Annotated in this window: 21 protein-coding genes; 14 read left to right on the forward strand and 7 right to left on the reverse strand. The window is 70.9% G+C overall.

Annotated elements, in window-relative coordinates; translation table 11 throughout:
• The first annotated feature begins 19 nt into the window (after positions 1 to 19).
• Genes H4687_RS47050 through H4687_RS47060 form a run of 3 tightly spaced genes read left to right on the forward strand, consistent with a single transcriptional unit; the run spans position 20 to position 1,057 of the window.
• Positions 20 to 298: a helix-turn-helix domain-containing protein gene (locus tag H4687_RS47050; RefSeq protein WP_225966986.1), complete on the forward strand. Its 279-nt coding sequence runs from the start codon at positions 20 to 22 to the stop codon at positions 296 to 298.
• Positions 210 to 791, forward strand: coding sequence for a hypothetical protein (locus tag H4687_RS47055; protein WP_225966987.1), 582 nt, complete (start codon positions 210 to 212; stop codon positions 789 to 791). The genes H4687_RS47050 and H4687_RS47055 overlap by 89 nt, the downstream gene beginning before the upstream one ends.
• 29 nt (positions 792 to 820) lie before the next feature.
• On the forward strand, positions 821 to 1,057 hold the full coding sequence (locus H4687_RS47060) for a hypothetical protein (protein WP_225966988.1): 237 nt from the start codon (positions 821 to 823) through the stop codon (positions 1,055 to 1,057).
• Positions 1,058 to 1,088: 31 nt separating this feature from the next.
• On the opposite strand, the gene H4687_RS42870 is transcribed toward H4687_RS47060, so the two are convergent.
• Positions 1,089 to 2,588 carry a hypothetical protein gene (locus tag H4687_RS42870; RefSeq protein WP_046917852.1) on the reverse strand — a complete coding sequence of 500 codons (1,500 nt, stop codon included), beginning with the start codon at positions 2,586 to 2,588 and terminating at the stop codon, positions 1,089 to 1,091.
• Positions 2,589 to 2,673: 85 nt separating this feature from the next.
• The gene (locus tag H4687_RS42875; protein WP_373560600.1) at positions 2,674 to 3,261 is read right to left on the reverse strand and encodes a hypothetical protein; all 588 of its coding nucleotides are present in this window, start codon (positions 3,259 to 3,261) and stop codon (positions 2,674 to 2,676) included.
• A gap of 396 nt (positions 3,262 to 3,657) precedes the next feature.
• Between H4687_RS42875 and H4687_RS42880 the strand changes: the two genes are divergently transcribed.
• Positions 3,658 to 5,046, forward strand: a complete 1,389-nt coding sequence (locus H4687_RS42880; RefSeq protein WP_050398588.1) for a DUF5685 family protein — start codon at positions 3,658 to 3,660, stop codon at positions 5,044 to 5,046.
• Positions 5,047 to 5,289: 243 nt separating this feature from the next.
• Here H4687_RS42880 and H4687_RS42885 read toward each other — a convergent pair whose 3' ends face one another.
• The 3 genes from H4687_RS42885 to H4687_RS42895 form a co-directional block, all read right to left on the reverse strand.
• Positions 5,290 to 5,583 (reverse strand): putative quinol monooxygenase, encoded by a 294-nt coding sequence (locus H4687_RS42885; RefSeq protein ID WP_046916479.1) that lies wholly within the window; start codon positions 5,581 to 5,583, stop codon positions 5,290 to 5,292.
• Positions 5,584 to 5,618: 35 nt separating this feature from the next.
• A complete protein-coding gene (locus H4687_RS42890) occupies positions 5,619 to 8,147 on the reverse strand; it encodes a glycoside hydrolase family 32 protein (protein ID WP_046916478.1) in 2,529 nt (842 codons plus the stop codon).
• A 215-nt stretch (positions 8,148 to 8,362) separates the two neighbouring features.
• The gene (locus tag H4687_RS42895; RefSeq protein WP_046916477.1) at positions 8,363 to 9,325 is read right to left on the reverse strand and encodes a carbohydrate kinase family protein; all 963 of its coding nucleotides are present in this window, start codon (positions 9,323 to 9,325) and stop codon (positions 8,363 to 8,365) included.
• Between the two features lie 248 nt (positions 9,326 to 9,573).
• On the opposite strand from H4687_RS42895, the gene H4687_RS42900 reads away from it, so the two are divergent.
• The 10 genes from H4687_RS42900 (at position 9,574) to H4687_RS42945 (ending at position 21,919) form a co-directional block, all read left to right on the forward strand.
• Positions 9,574 to 10,602 carry a sugar ABC transporter substrate-binding protein gene (locus H4687_RS42900; RefSeq protein WP_046916476.1) on the forward strand — a complete coding sequence of 343 codons (1,029 nt, stop codon included), beginning with the start codon at positions 9,574 to 9,576 and terminating at the stop codon, positions 10,600 to 10,602.
• Positions 10,603 to 10,753: 151 nt separating this feature from the next.
• Complete coding sequence (locus H4687_RS42905; RefSeq protein ID WP_046916475.1) at positions 10,754 to 11,767, forward strand: ABC transporter permease; 1,014 nt, start codon at positions 10,754 to 10,756, stop codon at positions 11,765 to 11,767.
• Positions 11,764 to 12,600, forward strand: a complete 837-nt coding sequence (locus tag H4687_RS42910) for an ATP-binding cassette domain-containing protein (protein ID WP_046916474.1) — start codon at positions 11,764 to 11,766, stop codon at positions 12,598 to 12,600. The genes H4687_RS42905 and H4687_RS42910 overlap by 4 nt, the downstream gene beginning before the upstream one ends.
• A 78-nt stretch (positions 12,601 to 12,678) precedes the next feature.
• Positions 12,679 to 13,710, forward strand: coding sequence for a LacI family DNA-binding transcriptional regulator (locus H4687_RS42915; protein WP_046916473.1), 1,032 nt, complete (start codon positions 12,679 to 12,681; stop codon positions 13,708 to 13,710).
• A gap of 1,028 nt (positions 13,711 to 14,738) precedes the next feature.
• Positions 14,739 to 16,739 (forward strand): serine/threonine protein kinase, encoded by a 2,001-nt coding sequence (locus H4687_RS42920; protein ID WP_046916472.1) that lies wholly within the window; start codon positions 14,739 to 14,741, stop codon positions 16,737 to 16,739.
• A 74-nt stretch (positions 16,740 to 16,813) separates the two neighbouring features.
• Positions 16,814 to 17,899 carry a DNA polymerase III subunit beta family protein gene (locus H4687_RS42925; protein WP_078907312.1) on the forward strand — a complete coding sequence of 362 codons (1,086 nt, stop codon included), beginning with the start codon at positions 16,814 to 16,816 and terminating at the stop codon, positions 17,897 to 17,899.
• Positions 17,900 to 18,254: 355 nt separating this feature from the next.
• Entirely contained in the window at positions 18,255 to 18,944 is a 690-nt protein-coding gene (locus H4687_RS42930; protein WP_078907311.1) for a DUF485 domain-containing protein, read from the forward strand.
• Positions 18,941 to 20,599, forward strand: coding sequence for a solute symporter family protein (locus H4687_RS42935; RefSeq protein ID WP_046916471.1), 1,659 nt, complete (start codon positions 18,941 to 18,943; stop codon positions 20,597 to 20,599). The genes H4687_RS42930 and H4687_RS42935 overlap by 4 nt, the downstream gene beginning before the upstream one ends.
• A 310-nt stretch (positions 20,600 to 20,909) precedes the next feature.
• Complete coding sequence (locus H4687_RS42940; RefSeq protein ID WP_179859931.1) at positions 20,910 to 21,155, forward strand: hypothetical protein; 246 nt, start codon at positions 20,910 to 20,912, stop codon at positions 21,153 to 21,155.
• An 11-nt stretch (positions 21,156 to 21,166) separates the two neighbouring features.
• Positions 21,167 to 21,919, forward strand: coding sequence for a hypothetical protein (locus tag H4687_RS42945; RefSeq protein WP_159026187.1), 753 nt, complete (start codon positions 21,167 to 21,169; stop codon positions 21,917 to 21,919).
• Positions 21,920 to 21,932: 13 nt separating this feature from the next.
• Here H4687_RS42945 and H4687_RS42950 read toward each other — a convergent pair whose 3' ends face one another.
• Together H4687_RS42950 and H4687_RS42955 are read right to left on the reverse strand one after the other, a co-directional pair.
• Positions 21,933 to 23,363, reverse strand: coding sequence for an MATE family efflux transporter (locus H4687_RS42950; RefSeq protein ID WP_046916468.1), 1,431 nt, complete (start codon positions 23,361 to 23,363; stop codon positions 21,933 to 21,935).
• A complete protein-coding gene (locus H4687_RS42955; protein ID WP_046916467.1) occupies positions 23,363 to 24,421 on the reverse strand; it encodes a cysteine synthase family protein in 1,059 nt (352 codons plus the stop codon). Before H4687_RS42955 ends, H4687_RS42950 begins: the two co-directional genes overlap by 1 nt.
• Positions 24,422 to 24,425: the final 4 nt, after the last annotated feature.

Below are 24,425 nucleotides of genomic sequence, written 5' to 3' on the forward strand. Positions count from 1 at the left end.
CTGGGATGCGGAAGACACGATGACAGGCTCCTGGCTCTCTGGGGCAGCGTGGCACGCCGCACGCGGACGCTCCAACGCGCGCATCGCCCGTGAGACGGGGCTGGATCTGGACACGGTCCGCTGCTGGCGCGGCCGGTTCGTCGAGCACGGTCCGGCCGGTCTGTCCGACCGCGAGCGGTCAGGGCGGCCCGTCGTTCACCGCGTTGCAGGTGGCCCAGGTCAAGGGCCTGGTCTGCCGGCTGCCAGCCGAGAGCGGCGTGCCGCTGGCGCGCTGGTCGTGCCCGGAACCGGCCCGTGAGGTCGTCGCCCAGGCGATCGCCTGCTGGGTCTCCGCCTCCACCGTGCGCCGCTGGCTCACCGACGACGCGCTCAAGCCCTGGCAGCACCAGTCCTGGATCTTCATCACCGATCCCGGCTTCCGGACCAAGGCCGAGCGGGTGCTCGGCTTGTACGCCCGCACCTGGCGAGGCGTCCGGCTCGGCGAGGACGAGTACGTCATCAGCGCGGACGAGAAGACCTCCATCCAGGCCCGCTGCCGCTGCCACCCCACCCTCGCCCCCGGCCAGGCCCGCGCGATGCGCGTCAACCACACCTACGGACGCGGCGGCGCCCTGGCCTACCTCGCCGCCTACGACGTCCACGCCGCGAAAGTGTCCGGCCGCACCGAGCCACGCACCGGCATCGACCCGTTCATGAACCTGGTCGCCCAGGTCATGAGCACCGAGCCCTACGCCAGCGCGAAGCGCGTGTTCTGGATCGTGGACAACCCGCCGCCTTCCCCAACGCGGTGATGGTCCACACCCCCGTGCATGCTTCGTGGTTGAACCAGGTGGAGATCTACTTCTCCGTCGTACAGCGCAAGGTCGTCTCACCCAATGACTTCACCGACCTCGCCCAGGTCGGCGACCGGCTTGGGGCCTTCGAAGACCGCTACAACGCCACAGCACAGCCGTTCCAGTGGAAGTTCACCACCTCCGACCTGGACGATCTGCTGGCCAGGCTCGACCGGCACACCACCGATCACCACGAAGAATCCTCCGCCGAGCCAGCTACATGATCAACCCCCGAAGGGCTTACGGAGCCGACCGCTAAGGCACCAGATTTCGCATCACCGCACCCGGCAGCGAAGCATTGCCCGCCGCCGCCTTCGCCACATGACCGTCATCGTCGGCGAGCAACTCCACGATCACCTGGGGCGGGAGGGCCGGATGGCCCGCGGCAATGGGCCTCGCCTGGCCGTCCGTCAGGCAGGCGAGCAGGGCCCGCGGGGTCGCGTGGGGGTGGGCGGCGATTTCGCGGAACGCCTGGTGCACCGGCGGACAGTCGTGGGCGAGGTGTTCCAGGAGTGCCCCGGACGCGTCCGGGTTGGCCGCCACCGCCGCCAGGACCTGGACTCCGTGCCGGTCGACCATGGCCCGCAGTCGCGCCTCGGAGAGGCCGGGGTGCGGGGCGATGCTCTTGAGCACCTTCGCGTCGGGGTCGGTGGCGAGGGCGTCGCGTATCTCGGCGGGCAGGTCGCGGCGCAGGGCCACGAGCATCCGCACGGTCGAGTCGGCCGAGTGGGCCAGTTTCCCGACCTCGGCCGGGGACGCGGCCTCGACGCGGGGTAGCAGGGTGGGGCCGATTTTCGTGGTGGCGATGAGGCGAGCGAGGACGTCGAGGGGCACGTTGGGGTTGTGCGCGAGTCGGCGCCGTACGTCCTGGTATTCGTCCTCGGCCAGTACGCGCATCAGGGCGTCGTCGCCGGCCGGCTTCTCGGCGATGCAGGCCCGGATGTGCACGTCCGGGTCCGTGGCGAGCCGTCGGCTCACCTCCGGGGGCAGGTCGGAGCGCTCGGCGAGGGCCCGGCGCAGGAGCTCCGACGGGTCGTCGGCGAAGGGGATCGCGGCCTCGATGGGGGTGGCGGGGTTGCTCAGGGCCCCGTGCCGTACGTCGTGCACGGCGGTCTCGTGCGTGCCGCCGCAGACATCGTACGCCCACACCTCGCAGCCGGTCTCCTCGACGCCGCAGACCGAGCACCGCTGTACGGGAGGCAGTCCCTTGTCGTCGAGGAGTGCCGCCAGTACGGCTGGTGGCGTTGCCTCGTTCCAGGCCGCGTACTTGCGGACCTCGGCGTTCGGATGCCCCGCGAGCCTCGTGGCCAGCGCCCGATCCGTCGTCCACAGGGCGAGTTCCCCCACCACCCGCACATCCGGACCGGCGGCGAGCGTCTCGACGACATCGGGCGGCAGGCCCACACACCGGGCCAGCCGCTGCCGACGCCAGAAATCCGGGTCCGCCACGAGGACCCGGCCCCACACCGGATCGCCGCGCCCCTCGCCGAGCAGCGCGAGAGCGGTGTCCGGATCGGCTGCCGGATCGACGTCGGCGACGGTCAGCCGGCCCTCGCACGCGAGCTGTGGGCCGCTCTCCGGGACGCGTGCGTACAGCGCGAGCGCCTGCGCGTGGGTGAGGTCGGGGCGTTTGGCGAGGTCATCGGTGAAGTCGGCGTCGGTGTCGGCGACCGCGAGTTCGATCAGACGGTCGACGAGTTCGGGCGGAAGGGAGGCGTTGGCGGCAAGCCCGCTCAGGACATCGGCATGCTTCACAGGAGCATTGTGACCGCAACAGGCCCTGGCCTTCAGGCATTAATTGTCCCGCCGAATCGAAGCAGTGTGGACTCAGACATCGGCCTCAGACATCGGGCTCCAACTCGCGCAGAAACCCACCCGTCCGGGAACCGCCCCCGTCCTCCTCCTCCGCCGCCCGCGCGACCTGCTCCGGTGTCCCCTCGGCCACCACCCGCCCTCCCCCGGCGCCGCCCGCCGGGCCGAGGTCGATGATCCAGTCCGAGGCGCGCATGACGTCGAGGTTGTGCTCGATCGTGACGACCGAGTGACCCGCGTCCACGAGGCGTTGGAGTACGTCGAGCAGGCGGGCGGTGTCGGCGGCGTGCAGGCCGGTGGTCGGCTCGTCGAGGAGGTAGAGGGTGCGGCCGGTCGCACGGCGCCCCACCTCCTTTGCCAGCTTGAGGCGTTGGGCCTCGCCGCCGGAGATGGTGGTGGCGGGCCGGCCCAGCGGGAGATAGCCGAGGCCCACGTCCGAGAGCCGTTGCAGCCGAGCCGCGATCTGCCGTACGCCCCGGAAGACGGTCAGCGCCTCGTCCACCGTCGCGGCCAGCACCTCCGCGATGTCGTACCCGTCGTAGCGCACCGCGAGGACCTCGCTCCGGAACCGGCGGCCCCGGCAGCCCGGACAGACGCACTCGACTGTGCCTGCCATCTCCACCTCGCCGCCCCCGACACCTGAGCAGACGCCAGACACAGAACTGCCTCCGACGTCAACCCCCGAAGGGCTTACGGAGCCGACCACTTAGGCAAGCCCGGCTGGACGCTCACTATCGCACCGAGGCACCGAGGCACCGAGGCACCGAGGCACCGAGTCGCCTCGCAGTAGCCCTGGTGCAGCCACGGTGTCCAGGCGGCCGTTCGTCACGCAACGATTCTGGATTCGTCTCGTTCCCGCCACTGCAGACACCGCACGGAATCGACCATTTAGGATGTCGGCCGCGCGTCGATGTCACGCGTGGCCGTGCCTCTCGGGCGGTTCGGGCGGTCGCGTCCGTGAGCCGTGCGTCTGGCTGTGCCCGGGTAGCTGTATCTGCGGGGGAGAACATCGGTGTTCGGAATCATCAGACCGTGCCGGCATCGCCTGGGCGACGGCATGCGGACCGAGTGGATGGCGCACCTGTGCGGGCTGTGCCTGGCGCTGCGCGGCGAGTACGGGCAGTTCGCGCGGGTGGCCACCAACTACGACGGCCTGATCGTCTCCGTACTGACCGAGGCGCAGTCGGAGCGCACCGGCGACTGGCGGCGGGGCGCCGGTCCGTGCCCGCTGCGCGGGATGCGGTCGGCGGACGTGGCGCAGGGCGAGGGCGCGCGACTCGCGGCGACGGTGTCCCTGGTGCTGGCCGCGGCGAAGATACGTGACCACGTGGCCGACGGAGACGGCCTGTTGGGGCGCCGCCCGGTCACTCTGGCGGCGCGACGGATCGCCTCCGGCTGGAACCGCGCGGGCGCCGCCGGCGGCGAACGGCTCGGTTTCGACACCGCCGTGCTGCTCGCGGCGGTGGACCGACAGACGGAGATCGAGCGGTCGACGGGCCTCGGAGGCTCGCTGCTCACGGTCACGGAGCCCACGGAGACGGCGACCGCCGCCGCTTTCGCGCACACGGCTGTGCTCGCCGACCGTCCGGCCAACGCCGAACCGCTCGCGGAAGCAGGCCGTCTCTTCGGTCGGCTGGCGCATCTGCTGGACGCGGTGGAGGACCTGGACGCGGACGAGGCGTCCGGCGCGTGGAACCCCATCGCCGTGACCGGCGTCGAGCGCGCCGAGGTACGCCGCCTCTGCGACGACGCCGTCCGAGGCATCCGACTCGCCCTGTCCGACGCCGAGTTCGTCGACGCGCGTCTGGTACGGGCGCTTCTGGGCGGTGAGTTGGAGCGCGCCGTCGACCGCGCCTTCGACCCCCGGCACCGTCACGACCGTCACCATCAGGACCGCCCCCAGGCGCGGGGCGCGCGCCTGCTGCCCTGGCTGGGCCTTCGCACGGCGACGGAACCCACCTCGCAGACCGGCACGGACCCCGCCTGCGGCGTCGGCGCGCTCGCGGGCGCGGCCCCCGAGGGCGCTCGGATGGCGTCTGGCCGGCCGCGAGAGGGGGAGTGCCGACGGTGTGGCCGGTGGCGCCGCCTGTGCGGATCCTGCGGGCTGTGCCCCAACTGCTGTACCTGCGACGACGAGGGCCCGGACGACGGGGAATTCCAGTTCGGCAACGACAACCGCGACGGCGGCTCGGGCCGCGACGGTTCCGGGGGCGACGGCTGGTCCGGCGGCTCGGGTGGCGGCAACTCGGGTGGCTACTCAGGCGGTTCGGGCGGCGGTCATGGGTCCGGCGGTCACGGGTCCGGCGGTTCGGGTGGCTCCGGAGGAGGCTCGGGTGACGGCTGCGGCTGCGGTGGCGGCTGCTGCAACCCGTGCAAGTGCTGCTGCGACTGCTGTGACTGAGAGCATGTGACCGTCGGGGATACGTGCGCGAGGGAGCGCGGTGCTGAGCAGCGGGTCGAGCTGCTTGTCAGCGGGGCGCCCCCCGGTCCTGGGAGCCCGACGGAGTGCAGAGGTTCCGGTGGCGTCGGGCGGTGCCACGGGTGAGGACGCCGAGGGCTGGCGCGTCGGTTCGGGGGCTGCCCCGGGACCGAAGCCCCGGGGCAGCCCCTCGCGGGTCCGATGCCGCCGGCCGCGTGGGGGCCCTCAGGTCACCGGGTCGAGGAACGTCAGCACCGACGCGTCCTCCTCGATCAGGGGAGTGAGGGCGGTGTTGAACGGGCCGCCGTAGGGGGCGTCGATGTGGGCCTGGAAGGCGGCCTCGTCCCGGTACACCTCGAAGATCCAGAAGGCGCGGGGGTGGGACGCCTTGGTGTAGACGTCGAAGACGAGGTTGCCTTCCTCCTCGCGCACCTTCTTGGCGTAGTCCAGGATCAGGCGGCCCACCTCGTCCTCCGTGCCCTCGCGGGCGGTGAACTCGGCGAGCAGGGTCTTGTTCATGATGTGGTGCCTTCGGTGTCGGGGGTGGGTCGGGATCAGTCGTGGGCGGAGGTGAGGTGCCAGACGGTGGCCTTGTCCAGCTTCACCGAGCCGTTCTCGGCGAAGACCTGGACTCCCTGGCTGGCGGGGTCGGGGAAGATCTGGTCGGTGATCACGGCCTCGCCGTCGCCGCCGAAGACCTCGACGGACGACCAGTCGACGAGGATCCGCAGTCTGATCTTTCCGTTCGCCGCCTTCAGAGGTGCGGTCTGGATGCCGGGGAAGGTGCTGTTGAAGTTCACGGCGCCGGAGCGGGTGCGGTCGACGTAGAGTTCCTGGGTCGTGGTGTCGTAGCCGATGACGGTTTCCTCGCCCGCGGTGCCGGTGCGTACCTTGAGCCCGAAGCGTTCGGCGTCCTTGAGGGAGAAGGTGGCTTCGATGTCGAGCGCCTTGCCGTCGGCGGCGGGGCCGATCAGTGCCTTCGAGGTGTTCGTCACGGTTCCCGCGGTCGCGGTCGCCGGAGGTTCCTGCCGCAGGGACTTCACGCTGTTCACCGGCTCGCTGGTCAGCCGGACGCGGCCGTCGACGGTGCGCAGCGCCATCTCGCGGGGGATGCTCTGTGCTCCGCGCCAGGGGGAGGTGGGGGTGGCTCCGGCGTAGTCCCAGTTGCTCATCCAGCCGATCATGTGCCGCTTGCTGCCCGGGGTGTTCTCCCAGGAAACGGCCGCGTAGTAGTCCTTGCCGTAGTCGGCCCAGTGGGCGCGCCGCAGGACGGAGAGGGCGGGAGCGTCGGCGGCGGTGAACCGGTCGGCGAGGATGTGGCCCCAGCCGCCGGTGTTCATGTCGACGAGCTGGATCTGCGCCTTCCTGCCGAGATAGGGGCGCATGTCGAAGGAGGCCCAGTCCAGGGTTTCGCTGTCGGCGCCGGTCGCGCTGCGGACGACCTGGCCGTCGACGATCAGACTGACGGAGGTCTCCTGGGCGCCGGGCTGGGCCTGGGTGTCGGACAGCGTGATCTGGTCGACGTTGAGGTGGCCCCAGCCGCCGGTGTTGTCATCGACCACCCTGATCCGTGCCTTCTTGCCGACGAGGTCGTGGACGTCCCAGGACGCGGTCTCCAGTTCCTCCGCGTCCTTGCCGGTGGCGCTGCGGACGACCTGGCCGTCGACGAGGAGTTCCAGGGCGGTGGGGTCGGCGGAGCCGGCGGGGTGGTTGCCGCCGCCGATGAGGAAGTTGACGTAGCGCTTGTCGATAGTGAACTCGGGTGAGGTGAGGGTGCCGGTGCCGCCGTCGCCGTTCAGGAAGGTGTTGACCAGGCCGCTGCCCTGGAAGCCGGAGACCTGCTGCTGGCCGGGGAGGGTGCCGGTGGCCGGTGCCGGGCCGAAGGCATCGCCGGTCGTCGTCCAGTCGCCGTAGGTGCCGCCCTCGAAGCCGGCGAGGACCTTCCCGGGCTGGTGCGGGTGCCGGCCGCCACCGATCTTGAAGTTCAGGTAGGGGCTGTCGACGGTGAAGGAGGGCGAGGTGAGGGTGCCGGTGGTGGCGTCCCCGGAGTGGAAGCTGTTGGCGAGGCCCTTGCCGTCGAAGCCGGAGACGGTCTGCTGCCCGTCGAGCGTCCCGGCCGCGGGTCCCGGGCCGAACGCGGTGCCCGTGGCGGTCCACGAACCGAAGCCGGTGCCCTCGAAGTCCTGCACGACCGTCCCGGCGGGCGGGGTGTAGACGCCGTCGTCCTCGGCGGTGAACTTCGTGCCGTCGAAGTCGCCGATGAAGTACTGGGCTGCCGAACCGCCCGCGATACCGCCGGGGTTGATGTTGACGACCAGCACCCACTTGATGGTGTTCTTGTCCCCGTCGACGGCGAGGGGGAACAGGTCGGGGCACTCCCACACGCCGCCCGTGGCGCCGGCCGGGCCGAACTCGCTGAGCCGTGTCCAGTCCTTGAGGTTCTTGGAGGAGTAGAACCGCACCTTGTGTTCGGTGGACAGCGACACCGTCATCAGCCAGCTCTTGGTGGGCGCGTACCACTGGACCTTGGGGTCGCGGAACTCCTTGGAGCCGATGTCGAGGACGGGGTTGCCCTGGTATTTCGTCCAGGTGCGACCGCGGTCGGTGCTGTGGGCGAGCGACTGCGACTGGATGCCGGTGGCTTTGTCGAGGCTGGTGTAGACCGCCACCATGGGTGGGTTCTTCTTGGTGCCGAACCCGGTGGTGTTGTCCTCGTCGACGACCGCGCTGCCGGAGAAGACCATCTCCTCGTCGTCGTGCGACAGGGCGAGCGGCAGCTCCGTCCAGTGCATGAGGTCCGTGCTCACCGCGTGCCCCCAGGACATGTCTCCCCAGGAGTTGCCGTTCGGGTTGTACTGGTAGAAGAGGTGGTATTCGCCCTTGTAGTACACGAGGCCGTTGGGGTCGTTCATCCAGTTCTTCTCCGGTGTGAAGTGGAACTGGGGCCGGTAGGTCTCGGAGTACGGCGCGGTGCCGGCCGCGGCGGCCGGCGGTGTGAGCGGGGCGGCGGACAGGACGCAGACGGTCGCCGCCGCCGCGATCATCCGGGTGCGGGCATGCCGGGATACACGTCCAGAGCGCATGAGGTCTCCTGTGCTGCGGCCGTCGGAGCGACGGAGCCGGATGCCCGGCGCGGCCGACCGAAGTGACGGGTGCCGACGCCGTCGTCCACGGCGTCCGGCCGCATGTCATCGTTGACTTGTGTCATCGATGACATCGCGTGGCCCGATGATGGGGGCAGTCCGGCCGGTGCGTCAACAGTTCGATCGTGCCGCCGTCTTGTACGACAATCCGCCGCTCAGGCGTGGTCGGCCGCGGTGAGCTGCGCCAACTGGCTCTCCCACGGCGGGTTGGGGCCGACGACCGAGCAGGTCAGGGCCGCGACCCGGACGGCGAAACGGCACGCCTCGGCGACGTCGTCGAGGCGGAGTTCGGTGAGCCGGCCGCCGAGGAGACCGCGGGTGCCGAGGTGGTGCAGCAGCCCGGCGGTGAAGGAGTCGCCCGCCCCGACCGTGTCGGCGACCGGCGTCCGCACGGCGGACACCCGCACGCGCTCGCCGTCGAGCGAGGCCAGTACGCCGTCGGCGCCGCGCGTGATCACGACGAGCCGGGCCCCGGCCGCGTGCCAGAGGTCGCACGCCTGCTCGGGCGGGGTGCCCGGCAGCAGCAGTTCCAGGTCGTCCTCGCTCAGCCGGAGCACATCGGTGAGGGCGCACCAGTGTGCCAGCCGGGCGCGGTACACCTCGGGGTCCACCAGCAGGGGGCGTACGTTCGGGTCGATGCTGATGGTCGCGCCGGGGGCGGCCGCCGCCAGGAAGTCCTCCACCGCCGCCGCGCCGGGTTCCCGGACCAGGGCCAGTGACCCGGTGTGCAGGCAGGCGGTGCCGGACAGGTCCACCCGTGCCAGCTCCGCGGCCGTCCACTGCCAGTCGGCCGTGCTCTGCGCGTGGAAGGAGAACGTGGCCTGTCCCCGGGAATCCAGTTCCGCCACGGCCAGGGTGCTGGGCTCGGCGGCCTGGACGGCACTGGACAGATCCACCCCGGACGCCTCCAGGTGGGCACGGAACAGGCGGCCGAACACGTCGCCGGACAGCCGGGCCAGGAAGCGGGCCGGGGTCCCCAGCCGGGCCAGGGCCACCGCCGTGTTCGCGGGTCCCCCGCCCGGCAGGACGCGCAGAGCGAGTTCGTTCGAGGCGCTGGAGGGTTCGGCGAAGGCGTCCGCGACGCACTCTCCCAGGACGGTGATCTGACGCGGGCTCATGAGCTGCTCTTCTCTGACGGACGAACGGGCCTACCGGACGGGTCCCGGCCGCTGCCGGACGGCTGCGTGGGGGCGGCGGGCGCCTACGTTGCCGATTTGTGACGAGTGCAGGGCATTGACGTTTCCGGGAGACGGAGTCCATCATCCTCGCCAGGCAGTGTCAACGATGACATAAGTCAACGATGACACCCCGGACGGTACGCACCGAACCTGATCCCGTGCCGCCCGCTATCCCACAGGAGTCGAACATGTCTCGCACCACTCGCCTGTCCTCCTCCCTCATCAGAACCGCCGCTGTCGCGGGCGTCGCCGCTCTCACCCTGACGGCCTGCGGATCCGGCTCGGGCTCGACCTCCACCGGCTCGGGCTCGGGCTCGGGTTCGGGCGAGGTCAAGGTCGGTCTGATCACCAAGACCGACACCAACCCGTTCTTCGTGAAGATGAAGGAGGGCGCCGAGAAGGCCGCGGACGCCGAGGGCGTCAAGCTGATGACGGCGGCCGGCAAGTTCGACGGCGACAACGCCGGTCAGGTCACCGCCATCGAGAACATGGTCGCCGCCGGAGTGAAGGGCATCCTGATCACCCCGAGCGACTCCAAGGCCATCGTGCCCGCCATCGAGAAGGCCAAGGCCAAGGGCGTCCTCGTCATCGCCCTGGACACCCCCACCGAGCCCGAGAGCGCCGTCGACGCCCTGTTCGCCACCGACAACCTCAAGGCGGGCGAGCTGATCGGCGAGTACGCCAAGGCCGCCATGAAGGGCAAGAAGGCGAAGATAGCCGCCCTGGACCTCGCGCCGGGTGTCTCCGTCGGCGTCCAGCGCCACAACGGCTTCCTCAAGGGCTTCGGCGCCACCGACAAGGACGTCGCCTGTGCCCAGGACACCGGCGGCGACCAGGCCAAGGGCCAGACGGCGATGGAGAACTGTCTCCAGAAGGAGCCGGACATCAACGTCGTCTACACGATCAACGAGCCGGCCGCGCTCGGCGCCTACACCGCGCTCAAGGCCAAGGGCCGCGAGAAGGACGTCCTGATCGTCTCCGTCGACGGCGGCTGCACCGGCACCCAGGCCGTCAAGGACGGCAAGATCGCCGCCACCTCGCAGCAGTACCCGCTGAAGATGGCCGCCGAGGGCGTCAAGGCCGTCGTCACGTACGCCAAGGACGGCAAGAAGGCGTCCGGTTACACCGACACGGGCGTCACCCTGATCACCGACAAGGCGCAGGACGGGGTCACGTCCAAGGACACCGCCTACGGCCTGGAGAACTGCTGGGGCTGAGCAGCCCCCTGAGGCCGTACGACTCCGCCTCACCCTTCAGCGGGGCGGCCGTCCCCTCCCCTGACCGGGACGGCCGCCCGCCCGTCCTCCTGTCCGCCGATCTCCTCGATCAGCGCGGGCGACGACCTCTGTCTTCCGACAAGGACTTCGCATGACTGCCACGACCACACCCCCGGGCACGTCCTCGCCGTACGCCGAGCTCAAAGCACCGAACCCGGCCCGCCGGCTGCTCACGGCACCGACCACCGGCCCCCTGGTCGCCCTGCTCCTGGCCTGCGCCTTCTTCTCCCTCTCGTCCGACCAGTTCCTCACCGGCGGCAACTTCTCGCTGATCGTGCAGCAGGTCATGGTCGTCGGCACCCTCGCCATCGGGCAGACCCTGATCATTCTCACGGCGGGCATCGACCTGTCGTGCGGGGCGGTGATGGCGTTCGGCAGCATCATGATCGCCAAGATGGCCGCGGAGGGCTCCCTGCCCCCGCTCGCCGCCATCGCCCTGGGGCTGGTCGTCTGCGGAGGCTTCGGACTGCTCAACGGGCTGCTGGTGCAGAAGATCCCGCTGCCCCCGTTCATCGTCACCCTCGGCATGCTCAACGTGGCGTTCGCCCTGACCCACATCTACTCCGAGGAACAGACCGTCACCAACCTGCCCGGCCCGCTCACGGCCCTCGGGCAGACCTTCCCGCTCGGCAGGACCGACATCACCTACGGGTCCCTGGTCACGATCGCCCTGTTCCTTCTGCTCGCCTACACCCTGAGCAACACCGGCTGGGGTCGCCACGTCTACGCCCTGGGCAACAGCCCGGAGGCCGCGCGCCTGAACGGCATCCGCACCGGCCGGCTCACCATCGGCGTCTACACCGTCGCCGGCATCCTCTACGGCATCGCCGCCCTGCTGCTCATCTCCCGCACCGGCGTCGGCGACCCGCAGGCCGGACAGACCGACAACCTCGACAGCATCACCGCCGTGGTCCTCGGCGGCACGAGCCTCTTCGGCGGCCGCGGCTCGGTACTGGGCACCTTCATCGGCGTCCTCATCGTCGGTGTCTTCCGCAACGGTCTGCAGCTGATGGGCGTCGCCTCCATCTACCAGACCCTGATCACCGGCGTCCTGGTGATCCTCGCGGTGACCGTCGACCAGATCTCCCGGAAGAAGGCACGATGACCGCCACCAGCACCGTCACGCCCGTTCTGCAGGCCCGCGGCCTGGTCAAGCGCTACGGACATGTCACCGCCATCGACGGCGCCGACTTCGACCTGCTGCCCGGCGAGGTCCTCGCCGTCATCGGCGACAACGGAGCCGGCAAGACCAGCCTCATCAAGGCCCTCACCGGCGCGGTGACCCCGGACGCGGGCGAGATACGCCTCAACGGCGAGCCCATCACCTTCTCCGGACCGCAGAGCGCCCGCGCCCACGGCATCGAGACGGTCTATCAGGACCTGGCCGTGGCCGCCTCCATGGACATCGCCTCCAACATGTTCCTCGGACGCGAACTGCGCCGGCCCGGTGTCCTCGGCAGTGTCTTCCGCATGCTCGACAAGAAGCGCATGCGCGACGAGGCCGCCGAACACATGGCCGACCTGAAGATCGGCCTGCGCTCTCTGACCCAGTCGGTCGAGACCCTGTCCGGCGGGCAGCGGCAGGCCGTCGCGGTCGCCCGTTCCGTCGCCTGGGCGCGCAGTGTCGTCGTCATGGACGAACCCACCGCCGCCCTCGGGGTCAAGGAGTCCGGCCAGGTCCTCGACCTCATCCGCCGGGTCCGGGACCGGGGTCTGCCGGTCGTCCTCATCAGCCACAACATGCCGCACGTCTTCGAGATCGCCGACCGCATCCACGTGCACCGACTGGGCCGGCGGGCCGCCGTGATCAAGCCCTCCGACTACTCCATGGCCGAGGTCGTCGCCATCATGACCGGTGCGCTCACCGTCGACGAGGCCGGGGATACTGTCGTAGCGGATTCCGCGGCGGCGAAGGCCGCGGGCGTCCAGGCCGACTGACGCCACGATTCACGTCACTCACAGGTTCCGGCCGAAGGCCGCGGCCGGAACCGACGAGCGCAGGGAGACCGTTCCACCATGGCAGCGAACCGCCGCCCCACCCTGGCCGATGTCGCCCGTGAAGTGGGCGTCAGCGCCAAGACCGTCTCCCGCGTACTCAACGAGGACGGACCCGCCTCCGCCCAGACCCGCGAACAGGTGATGGCCGCCGTGGCCAAGCTGGGCTTCCAGCCGAACCTCATGGCCCGCAACATCCGTGTCGGCGGACCCGACACCACCGTCGGACTGGTCATCCCCGACCTCGGCAACCCCTTCTTCGGAGCCGTGGCCAGCAGCATCGAGGACACCGTCCGCGACCGGGGCCTGACCCTGCTCATGGGGTCCTCCGCCGACGACCCCGGCCGTGAACGCGCCCTGACGGACAAGTTCCTCGCCCGGCGCATCAGCATCCTGATGGTCGTGCCGTCCGTCGGCGCCGACCACTCCCATCTCAAGTCCCATCGCGCCGCCGGGCTGCCCGTCGTCTTCCTCGACCGCCCCGGAGCGGCCCTCGCCACGGACCACGTCGTCAGCAGCAACCGCACGGGCGCCCACGACGGCGTCGCCCACCTGATCGCCCACGGCCACCGCCGCATCGGTTTCATCGGCGACCTCCCCACCAAGCTCTACACCCGCCGCGAGCGCCTGGCCGGCTACCGCTCGGCCCTGCAGGAAGCCGGCCTCCCCGCCGACCGTTCCCTGATCACCAACGCCCACGACCAGCGCGGTGCCTCCGTCGCCACGTCCCAGCTCCTGGGCCTGGCCGATCCCCCCACCGCCCTGTTCGCCGGCAACAACATCGTCGCGCTGGGCATAGTGACCGAACTCGCCCGCACCGGCCGCAAGGACGTGGCGGTCGTCGCCTTCGACGACGTGGCCCTCGCGGACGCCCTCGAACCGGCCCTGACCGTCGTCGCCCAGAACCCCGAGGAGATCGGCAGAACCGCCGCGACCACCGCCCTGGCCCGCCTCGACGGCGACCGCACCCGCGCCCGCACCATCACGGTCCCCACCCGCCTCATCGTCCGCGGCTCGGGAGAACGCCCCGCACCGGCGCTGCAGGAGGCGTGACGGGGGGCCGACCCCGTCCCGGGCGAACGGGGAGAGTACGCCGGCGGGCCCGAACCTCCTGACCGGTGGCTTCGGCGTCCCGCGTCTTCGCGCCGCCCCTCCCGGCGACCACGTCCGCCTGCGCGGCGACCCCGACGAGCAGTGGGCCGGCGTGAAGAACACCCGCTGCCTGCACGTCATAGGCGGCAGGCACGGCCTGCAGATGCGCGGCGTGCCGGGCCGTCCCGACGCCGAGATCTGCCACCCACGCCCCGTCCGGGCCGCCCAGGCCTCCTTCTTCGATCCGACGATCGGTCAGATGGTCAACGTGGGCGCCGGTTTGAAGACATCGCGGTCATGCGGGCGGATCCATGCGGGAGTTCAGCCGCTTCTCCCACTCGCCGGCGCTTCCCGGATTCAGGGTGCGTGTGCGCCTTGGCTGCTCCGGCCGGCGCGACTTCGCGGGGTGACGTGCCTTCAACCGGCGTGTGTATTCACGCTGTTCACGCTGTGGCGGGGTACGAAATCGGGGATGATGATGCGATGAGTGGCGACATCGGGCACGGGCGGCCAGGCCCGAGAAACAATCCGAAGCGGCAGCGGCCGCTGAAGCGGGCGCGCGGTGGGGCGGCCGGTGGCGCTGCGGCTGGGGCTCGCGGAGCCGCCGCCGCGCCCACTCGGCACCTCGTCCGTTCGCCGGCCTTCGGTCTTCCAGCACAGCGCCACGAGGGCACGGGGCGAACGCCGTTGCGGCTGCGGTGACGCGAAACGAAGCCGGCTGTCTCAGCGCACGCAGAATACGGGGGAAGCACAGTGGCGGATGAGAAGAGCGGTGAGACACCTTCTCTGCATGGGCGTTCCCGGTCGAGCGCGCTCGGCCGCGCACCGACCGACACGACGGCCCGCGAACCGCTGCACGGCACCGGAGAGCCGGGCCGGAACCAGGCCCGTGCCCGACGCGCCAGACTCGCCCGCCCGCGCGCCACTCTGTCGATCCGTCATTCCCTGTCGGCCTGTTCCAGGCCGCTCCTCAGCGCAAGGAAGTACTCGTGAGCGCAATCGGCCCCGGCGGAAGAGTCCAACCGGCCCGTCCCGGCGATCCCTCGCGCATAGGCCCCTACCGCATCGTCGGCCGTCTCGGCGCGGGCGGCATGGGCACGGTCCACGCCGGAGTCACCCCCGACGGAACGCGCGTGGCGGTCAAGGTGATCCATCCCGAGCAGGCGCAGGAGCCGGAGTTCAGAGCCCGTTTCGCACGCGAGGTGGCCCTGTCCTCCCGTGTCACCGGCCCGTATCTGATTCCGTTGCTCGCCGCCGACACCGACGCGACGACTCCGTGGCTGGCCACCGCCTACGTCCCCGGCCCGACCCTGGATCAGCACGTGCACGAACGTGGGCCGCTCGCCGAAGGGAGCTTGTACGCTCTCGCGGCGGCCACCGCGCAGGCACTGGCCGCCATCCATGCCGCCGGCGTGGTGCACCGCGACGTGAAGCCTCAGAACGTCATTCTCACGCCCGCCGGTCCCCGCGTTCTGGACTTCGGCATCGCGCACGCCCTTGACGGCACCAATGTCACCCGTACCGGAGTCATGACCGGGACACCGGGCTGGATCAGCCCCGAACAGTACCGGCAGGGCACCGCCGGCCCGGCGGGCGACGTGTTCGCCTGGGGAGCGCTTTTGGCCTACGCGGCGACGGGAAGGCTGCCCTTCGGCGTCGGGCCACCTGACGTGGTCGCCTTCCGCGTGATGTCGGGGGAACCGGACCTGGACGGCGTCGCCGCCTCCCTGCGCCGGATCCTGGAGAAGGCGCTGTCGAAGGAACCGGAGGACCGTCCTCCGGCCGCCGAAGTGGCCCGGCTGTGCGAGGCGTCGCTGGCTTCCCAGGCGACTCAGATCGTGGGCGTCGACGCCCTGCCGACCCAGGCCGGGGACCTGGTCACCCCACTGTGGGAGATGCCGGCCGGAGACGACCCGTCATGGCAGGTGCCGCCGGGCCGGTCGGCGAAGCGACGGGTGGGCGCCGTGGTCGTGGCGGCGGCGGTGATCGGCGGCCTGGTCGGCGGAGTGACGGCCCTGATGCCCGACACCACCGACGGCGGGAAGCGCGTGGCGTCTTCTTCGCCCTCCGTGCCCGCCGAGTCCGGGACGCAGTCCGCGAACACCGACAAGGCGGGTACCGCGGCGGAGCGGGGCAAGGTCGTGAGCGACGGCGCGGCGAGTGCGGTGAGCTGGGCGGAAGCCCGTACGGCTCAGGGGCAGGGTGAGCACGACGTGGCCCGGTCCGTACTGCACGACCAAAGTGTTCTGTCCGGGGAGATGAGCGACGTCCGGCTCTCCCCGGGGAGCGTGACGTTCCACGAGTCACGCCGGGAGGTCTATTTCTCCTACAGCCTGGACACCGACGCGCACGGAACGTTGATCGCGGAGACCGAGATCGCCAGAGCGATGTGCCTCTCGTTGCGTGATGTGGTGCTCAACGTCCACCCGGATCTGCCGTATCGCACCTACGTCACGGTGCGGGAGGAGGCGGGCCGCGACCCGCAGGTGACGTGGCAGGAGGACTTCGTGGCCGACGATCGGTGTCGGTCGGCCGCCGAGGACGGCACGGCGAAGAACGACGGCACCGAAGCGGAGTCGGAGTGGGAGCCGGACGACAGCGGCCTCGGGGCGGCGATGGTCCCCAGCACCGACGGCGACGAGATCCGGGTCGCGGACCGTGCCGCCAAGAAAATCATCGTGCGCAGCAACGAGATGCGCACGACGCTCGGCACCGGTCAGGTGCTCGGCCACGAAGAGATCATGGTGGGCTTCGACCCCGCGAACTCGGCCATGTACGTGTGGTCCGACTACCTGATGTGGAACCAGGAGCAGGTCGAGACGTGGGCCGACATGGCCGCGGGTGAGGCGTGCCGTGCCCTGGTGAACCAGAGGCGGAACGCGGGCTCCGGCTGGCTGTACACGCGCTACGCCGTGGCGGAGATCGGCGGGTCGGGCTACCTCATGATCCGTTGGGGCACGGCCACCGCGCTCGCCGACTGTCCCACCTGAGCGAGAAGGGGGGCGGGACCGAGGTTGACCCTCGACATGGTCGAGGCACCAGAGTCCCGGGTGTGGAGAGCGAGATGCGCAGCATTGGAGAAATGTCCCGGGACAGTGGGCTCGGGGTGAGTGCCCTGCGGTTCTACGACCGTGCCGGAGTGCTCATCCCGGCCTGGGTGGACCCGGTGAGCGGTTACCGCTGGTACGAACCCGACCAGCTCGAAGAGGCCCGGCTGCTGGCCCGGTTGCGTCGGGCGGGCATGCCCCTGGCCGACATCCGGCTCGTCCTGGCCGGCTGGCACGGCGCGGACACGGAACTGGTGCGCGGTCTCCTTCAGGCGCACCTGCGCCGTCTCGAACTGGGGCTGTCCGATGCCCGCAGCGAGTTCTCCACGCTCCGCGCTCTACTCGACCACAGGGAGACAACCTCCATGACCTCGCTTCACACCACCACCGCCCGCTTCTCCGCGCCCGCGCAGGAGGTGGCCGCCGCGCTGGACGCGGTCCGTTTCGCCGCCGGTAACGACGCGTCGCTGCCGATGCTCGGCGGGATCCTGTTCGACATCGAGGGAGAACTGCTCCACCTCGTGGCCACCGATCGCTACCGCATGGCGGTCGCGCAGGCACGTACGACCGGGCACGGCGGACCTCGCACGCAGGTGGTCGTGCCTCTTCCGCTCGCCGACGCGATGCGGGCCCTGCTGACCGGCGAGGAGCCCGCGCGGCTCGTCGTGGACGGTGATCGCGTGACGCTCGAGACCGGGGATCGCCAGGCGGCCGGGCAGAGCCTCGGTGGCGAGTTCCCCGACTACCGTCGCCTTGTCCACCTCCCGGCCGGTCGCCGGGCCCACGTCGAGACGGCGGCCTTCCGCCGGGCCCTGGAGACCGGCCCGGTCCGCGAGGGCGAGACACGTGAGCAGGACGGCGAGCCGTACGACCTGAGCGTGCTCCGGGTGGCGGAGGACGGGACCGTGATCGTCTGTGACGACCGTGACGACGACCAGGACAACGTGGCCGTCAACCGCGAGTTCCTGCTGCACGCGCTCACCGCCGGGGCCCGGGACGAGCTGATCCTGGAGCTGGGCGCGTCCACGGCGCCGCTCGCGATCCGCCGGCCCGACGACGAGCACGCCTTCTCGCTTCTGATGCCGGTCCGCTTGGAGGACTGACTTCCCGCGTGACGCGTTCCGTTTCCGGCGGGCAACTGCGGTGGGGCGGGCGTGGGTGAACGCAAGGCACGCAAGTACCTCATATCGTTGCCGTTCCCGACTTGTCGGCCCAATGATCACTGCGGCACGGTAGGGGCCGATGAAGCGAGGACGGCGGTGGGGCCCGGGACGGCTCGGCCGGCGAACCGTGTGCACGGTTTCGGGGCACGCCCGGTCCGTCTCGGTGTCATCCCCTGCCGAGTGTCTTCGTCGTTGACGTCGGTTCCTCGACCGTGAGTCGGGAGGAGCCGTATGGCCACAAGCCTTCGTCCTGCGCGCTCTCCCCATCCGTATCACTTCCTGCCGAGGACGACTGATGGATTCCCGCGATCTTTTTTCCGATCAAGACCCTCCCGCGGCTGCCGCGCTCTATCTCAGTGCGCTCGACCACGAACAGCACTACTCCGCCGCTGAGTTGCGGCAAGCCGTCTCCCGGGCCCAGGCGGCCACCGGCGGTCGGCCGGCCGAACTCGCGCGGCTGTACCGGCAGTCCACGCTCGGAGCCGACGCCTCCGAGTACGACGTCCGGGCCGGCCGAAGATCCTGGGCCCTCGACATGGCCCGGCACCTGGCACTGGACGAAGGCCGCCCCGCCGACGCCGAGCCTCCTGCGTGGGCGGCCTGGGAAGAACCGGTCACCGCCTTCCTCGCGGCGCCCCACACACCCTCGGCGTCCTCGTCCCGACACGCGGCCCCACCGTCGTACCCCGGCCCTCGACAGACCACCGCGCTGCGTGAACTGCGTGCCGCACGCCGTCGCCCGGCGCGGGTCGCCGCCGCGGTCGTCATAGCCCAGATGGCAGGCGTCGTCCTGGCCAACGAGGCACCAGGTGTCATGGCGACCGCCTGGGCGGGACCCCTCAACATCGGGCTCACCCTGGTCCTGGCGCAAGTGGTGTGCACCGGCTGGGCGGTCCTCTGGTACGCACGGTATGCGCGAAGGCGTCTGGAGCCCCTCGTCGAGCGCCATCGGGCGTCCTTCCCGCACCTGGAGAGCCCCCGGTGAACTCCCTCCTCGCGCTCTCCGACTTCGCGCGATCCGACTCCGCGCTCTCCGACTCCGGCGGCGCCTTTCCGCTTCTCGCCGTCTTCGGCCTCTGTGTCGTCTGTACGCTGCTCCTGTCGATCGGGTCGATCCTCCCCGAGAAGGACGAGCTGAGCGGCTTCTACCTCGGTCAGCGGCGGCTGCCGTCGGCCGTCAACGGGCTGGCCATCTTCGGCAGTTACATGTCCGCGGCAGGCATGCTGGGCAACCCCGGTCTGATCGCGCTCACCGGTTACGACGGCATCGCGTACGTGCTGGCACCCATGGTCGCCTGGTCCGTCCTGGTGCTGCTGGTCGCCGAGCCGTACCACAGCACCGCACGGTTCACCATCGGCGACTCCCTCGCCCTACGGCTGCACGCCCGGCCGGCGCACCTGGCGGCCGGCGTCACGAGCGTGGTCGTCTGTCTGCTGTACCTGACCGCCCAACTCGTCGGCGCCGGAGCACTCGCGGCCACGGTCCTGGGCATCGACGGAGACGGCGCCCAGCGGGTCGTCGTGGCCGGCCTCGGTCTTCTGATGGTCCTCTACGTCGTGATCGGCGGCATGCGCGCCGCGACCCTGGTCCAGGGCGTCAAAGCCGTAGTCCTGCTCGCCACAGGCCTGTTCGTCGTCCTGGCGGTGATGTCGGAGTTCGGCTGGAGCCCGGCACGCCTGCTGGACGCCGCCGTCCTGCGGAGCGGCTTCGGTGACGCCTTCCTGGAACCCGGCATCCGCTTCCACGACCGCACCAGCAGAATGGACTCGCTCAGCCTGCAGCTGGCGTTCGTGCTGGGAGCGGCCGCCCTGCCGCACGTCCTGATGCGGATCGGGACCGTGTCCAGCGGACGCAGAGCCCGCAGGTCGGCCGGGTGGGCAGCCTGCCTGGTCATCGTCTTCACCCTGTTCGAGGTGGTGACGGGTTTGGGCTCCGCGGCGCTGATCGGCTCGCAGAGCATCGCGGGTGACGCCACCTCCGGCAATACCGCCGTGCTCCTCCTCGCCGAGCGCCTGGGCGGGCCGGTCCTGCTCACCGTGGTCGCCTGCGTCGCGTTCGTCACGATCGTGGCCGTCGTCGCCGCTCTCACCCTCACCGCGGCGGCGGCCCTGGCCCACGACGTCTACGGTGCGACGATCATGCGGGGCAGAGCGTCCGAGAAGAGCGAACTCGCCGTGGCGAGGTGGGGCGTCGGACTGATCGGCGTCGCGGCGATCGCCCTGTCGATGCTCGCCCAGCACCTCAACATCGCCTTCCTGGTCAGCCTCGCCTTCGCCATCGCGGCATCCGCGATCCTGCCGGCACTGCTCTGCAACCTGTGGTGGAAGGGATTCACGACGCAGGGAGCGGTCTGGAGCATGTACGGCGGCCTTCTGGTCGCCGTGGTGCTGACGGCACTGTCCCCGGCGGTCTCGGGCAATGCGACCGCCCTGCTGCCCGATGCCGACTTCGCGGTGTTCCCCTTGCGCAACCCCGGCCTCCTCTCCATTCCCGTGGGATTCCTGCTCGCCTGGACCGGCTCGGTACTCGACCGCCGACGACGAGGAGGGGGAGCGGACTACTCGGAGATGGAGATCCGCGTCCTCACCGGAACAGGCTCCGGACGCACCGGAACAGGCCCCGGCCGTCGCGGCGGTTGACCCCCGCCGGCGGACCACCTCGGCAGGGGCCGGCAGTCCGGACTCGGCGTAGAACGGCACCCCAGGCGCCTCCGGAGCCGCAAAAACCCGTTCGGCACCCGTCGAGATCGTGGCACCATGTGCGGCATGACGACGAACCGAAAGGTCCATGCCGCGTAGACGGCCAGGACGAGTCCGGGTCGGCACTGCCCGTCTCCGGACAGCGGAAGCGAGGTCGGACATCGACGGCCTGTCCTCGCGTGCGCGGGCCGAGATCCTGCTCCTCGAACGTACGCGCAACTATTTGCGGCCAGGGGACGTCGGTGCTGCCGTGCGTCTGTGGAGGGACTACGTCCAGCGCCCCGAGCGGCAGCACTGGGCCGACCACGAATCGGGCAACGAGTACTGGGACTGCTGCGGTGATCCCCTCGAAGCCCGTGCTCTGCTCGCCACCGTGATGCGGGCGATGTCACCACGCAACGCGCGCGAGCTCAGGCAGGCTGTCGGCCGGTCCGACGCCGTCTGGTGCCGATCGTCGCCGCCGTACGACCTGGGCGAGAATCAGAGCGTCAGCTGAACACCGGAGACATGACGACCGTGCCCCTCCCACGACACCGCATCCGGGGCTTGGCGTGGTCCGTGCCGGCCACGCTCGCCGTGGTGGTGGCCGCCGGCTGCCAGACCTCGTCGCCCGCGGCGAACAAGCCACCCGCGACGGACGGACCGGCGGTGTCGGGCACGACGTCCGAGGCCGGGAAGGCCTCTTCCCCAAGGGAAGAGGGCTGCCCGAGCACCCGCGCCTCCGGCCGGAAGGCGGGTCCGACCTCACCGCCGGCGGGGGTCTCCCGGCGGATGTTCCACGGTGTCGCCGTCCCCGCCTCCGCCACCCTGGGGCCGAGGAGGACGGCGGGGGACATCGCACGCTGCTACGCGCACGACTCCTCCGGCGCGCTTCTCGCCGCCGCACAGATCGGGGTCCGCTTCCCGCTGTCGACGCGATGGAGGACCGTGGTCGAGGAGCAGACCTACGGCGACGGGCGCGACGGCTACGTCCGCGCGCGCACCCGGCGGGAGGCGGAGGCCGGCGGGCCTCCCACGCCCGCGGCCGGAGAGCTGCTGCAACTGGCCGGGTTCCGGTTCGACAGCTACTCCGACCGGCGGGTCGTCGTCTCCCTGGCGTACCGGCAACCCGGTGGCGGCCTCATCGAGGCCGCCACCGTCACCATGGAGTGGCAGGGCGGAGCCGGCGGGGACTGGCGCTACGAGATTCCCCGGTCTCCCGGCCCGTACCAGAAGCTGAACAGCCTCAAGGGCTACGTCGCGTGGGGGGCACGGCGCTGAGCCCGCGCCCCCGTCAGGGAGTCGCTAGGGCCGCGGTCGTGTCGCGCAGTCGTACGCCTCGGTTGAAGCGGCGCAGGAGGAGCAATGCCGTGGTGGCGAGGCCGGTGAGGAGGCCGAGCCAGATGCCCGTGGTGTCCCAGCCCGTGGTGAAGCCGAGGAGCAGGGCGGCGGGCAGGCCGACGAGCCAGTAGCCGACCAGGGTGATGCGGAAGCCGCCCTTGGTGTCGTCGAGGCCGCGCAGGAGGCCGACGCCTATGTTCTGGGCGCAGTCGAAGAACTGCATCACCGCGGCGATCAGCAGGAGGCTCGTGGCGAGGTCGGTGGCCGTGCGGCTCTCGCCCTCGAAGAAGGGGGCCAGCACCAGGCCCGGCACGGCGACGTACAGGAGTGCCACGACCGCCATGACGGCGGCGGCACACGCCAGCGCCGTGGACTTCAGCCGCTGGGCGGCCGCCGTGTTGCCGAGGGCGAGTTCACGGCTGACACCGAGGGACGCGGCGTGGGAGAGGCCGACGGCGATCTGGAAGACGATGTAGACGAGCTGGTTGACGGCGGTGTGCGCGGCCAGCGCGGCCGTGCCGAAGCTGCCGACCAGCAGGGCGACGACGGAGAAGAAGCCCGCCTCGGATCCGTAGGTGGCGGCGATCGGCGCGCCCAGTCCGGTGAGGCGGCGCAGGGTGGCCGGGCGGGTCTTCCAGATGCTCAGCGACAGCACCGGCGCCAGCCGGGGATCGCGCCGGGCGGAGAGGTACAGCGCCAGGAACGACAGCGCGTACACGGAGGTCGTGGCGAGTCCGATGCCCGGCAGGCCCAGCTTCGGCAGGCCCCAGGTGCCGTGGATGAAGGCCCAGTTGAGGCCGGCGTTGACGGCGATCGAGGCGAGGGTGATGCGCAGCAGCGCCTGCGGGCGGCGCATACCGACGGTGAACTGCCGGATGGCCTGGAACCACAGGCAGGGCAGCAGCCCGGGTGCCAGCGCGTACAGGACGGGCTTCGCCGTGTCGACGACGTCCGGGTCCTGGCCGAGGAACACCACGGCGTGCCCGATCCCCACCATCAGCAGTGCTCCCGCGAGACCCGCGAGCGTGGACAGCAGCAGGCTGGCCCGGACCAGGTCCCTGACCTCCTCGTGAGCGGCCCGCGTCGCGTGCGCGGCCTCCGCCCCGGCACCGTCCGTCTCCGTGTCCCGGGACTCGGCACGGGCGTCCGCCGCGGCGACCTGGTTGCCGACGGCGGTGACCAGGCCCACCCCCATGGTCCGCAGCTGGTTGAAGATGACCAGGGCGAGGCCGCCGGCGGCCAGGGCCTCGGTACCCAGCAGGCCCATCATGATCGTATCGGTGGTGGTGAGCGCGACCTGGGCGAGCTGGGTGAGCGCGAGCGGTACGGCGAGGGTCGCCAGGGCGCGGCTGTCGGTGAGGAGGCGGGTCAGGGCGGGTGGCATCAGGTCGTTTCCTGCGGGGGCTCGGGTGCTGCGATACGGCGGAGTTTGATCAGCAACTCGTCGATCTCGCGCTCCACCTGGGGGGAGAGGAGATCATGGGCGGCCATCCAGTCGTCGTCGAAGACGGTGTCCATGTACTTTTCCCCGCCGTCGTTGATCAACGCGACCATAGTCGTGCCGGGCGGCAGCGCGGACAGCCGGGTCAGGGCCTCGTGCACGACTCCGCCGGCCGAGCCGCCGAGGAGCAGTCCGGTGCGCCGGGCGACGGCCCGCGCGGTGGCGAACGCCTCGACGTCGCCGACCTTCACGCCCTCGTCCAGCAGGGAGTAGTCGACCATCGCTCCGATCGTGGCGCCCTCGGGTGTGCCGGTGCCCGACTGGTGGTAGTCGTGCGCGGGCGGTCCGAACGCGATCGAGCCCTTCGGTTCCACGCCGACGATCCGCAGCCCGGGCACGGTCTCCCGCAGTGGGCCCCCGGTCCCGAACAGCCCGCCGCCGGTGCCCACCGCGCCGATGAGGATGTCGATACGGCCGTCCAGCGCGGCGTGGAGTTCCCGGGCCACCGGGTGGTAGCCCACGCCGTTGGCCATGTTGTTGTGCTGCTCGGTGAAGTAGGCGTTGTCGGACTCGGCGGCCAGCTTCTCCGCGAACTCCTCGCGGGCGGCGGTGGCCAGGTCCCCGTCGCCCTCCTCGGCGACGTACACCAGCTCCGCGCCGAGGGCCTTCATCGCGCGCAGCTTGTCGACGGCGGCGTGGTGGTCGACGACGGCGGTGAAGGTGTAGCCGCGCTCGGCGGCCACGACGGCGAGGCCGAGCCCGGTGTTGCCTGAGGTCGATTCGACGATCCGGCCGCCGGGGCGCAGCAGGCCGCGCTCCTCGGCGTCGACGACCATCTGCCGGGCCATGCGTATCTTGGCGGTGCCGGTCGGGTTGAACTGCTCCAGCTTCAGCAGCAGCCGGGTGTCGCTCTCCGTGCGGGCCAGCTCGAACAGCGGGGTGGCGCCGATGAGTTCGGAGACCTGCCGTACGACGGGCGGCCGGTACAGGGGGTCGTCCATGGGG

It is taken from the genome of Streptomyces stelliscabiei (genome assembly GCF_014873495.1).
Classification (GTDB): domain Bacteria; phylum Actinomycetota; class Actinomycetes; order Streptomycetales; family Streptomycetaceae; genus Streptomyces; species Streptomyces bottropensis.

Bases quoted from the DNA above. Each gene is read 5' to 3' on its own strand.
- H4687_RS47050 (WP_225966986.1), top strand. From the start codon at position 20: ATGACAGGCTCCTGGCTCTCTGGGGCAGCGTGGCACGCCGCACGCGGA.
- H4687_RS42875 (WP_373560600.1), bottom strand. From the start codon at position 3,261: ATGGCAGGCACAGTCGAGTGCGTCTGTCCGGGCTGCCGGGGCCGCCGG.
- H4687_RS42885 (WP_046916479.1), bottom strand. From the start codon at position 5,583: ATGAACAAGACCCTGCTCGCCGAGTTCACCGCCCGCGAGGGCACGGAG.
- H4687_RS42890 (WP_046916478.1), bottom strand. From the start codon at position 8,147: ATGCGCTCTGGACGTGTATCCCGGCATGCCCGCACCCGGATGATCGCG.
- H4687_RS42895 (WP_046916477.1), bottom strand. From the start codon at position 9,325: ATGAGCCCGCGTCAGATCACCGTCCTGGGAGAGTGCGTCGCGGACGCC.
- H4687_RS42900 (WP_046916476.1), top strand. From the start codon at position 9,574: ATGTCTCGCACCACTCGCCTGTCCTCCTCCCTCATCAGAACCGCCGCT.
- H4687_RS42905 (WP_046916475.1), top strand. From the start codon at position 10,754: ATGACTGCCACGACCACACCCCCGGGCACGTCCTCGCCGTACGCCGAG.
- H4687_RS42910 (WP_046916474.1), top strand. From the start codon at position 11,764: ATGACCGCCACCAGCACCGTCACGCCCGTTCTGCAGGCCCGCGGCCTG.
- H4687_RS42915 (WP_046916473.1), top strand. From the start codon at position 12,679: ATGGCAGCGAACCGCCGCCCCACCCTGGCCGATGTCGCCCGTGAAGTG.
- H4687_RS42925 (WP_078907312.1), top strand. From the start codon at position 16,814: ATGCGCAGCATTGGAGAAATGTCCCGGGACAGTGGGCTCGGGGTGAGT.
- H4687_RS42930 (WP_078907311.1), top strand. From the start codon at position 18,255: ATGGATTCCCGCGATCTTTTTTCCGATCAAGACCCTCCCGCGGCTGCC.
- H4687_RS42945 (WP_159026187.1), top strand. From the start codon at position 21,167: ATGACGACCGTGCCCCTCCCACGACACCGCATCCGGGGCTTGGCGTGG.
- H4687_RS42950 (WP_046916468.1), bottom strand. From the start codon at position 23,363: ATGCCACCCGCCCTGACCCGCCTCCTCACCGACAGCCGCGCCCTGGCG.
- H4687_RS42955 (WP_046916467.1), bottom strand. From the start codon at position 24,421: ATGGACGACCCCCTGTACCGGCCGCCCGTCGTACGGCAGGTCTCCGAA.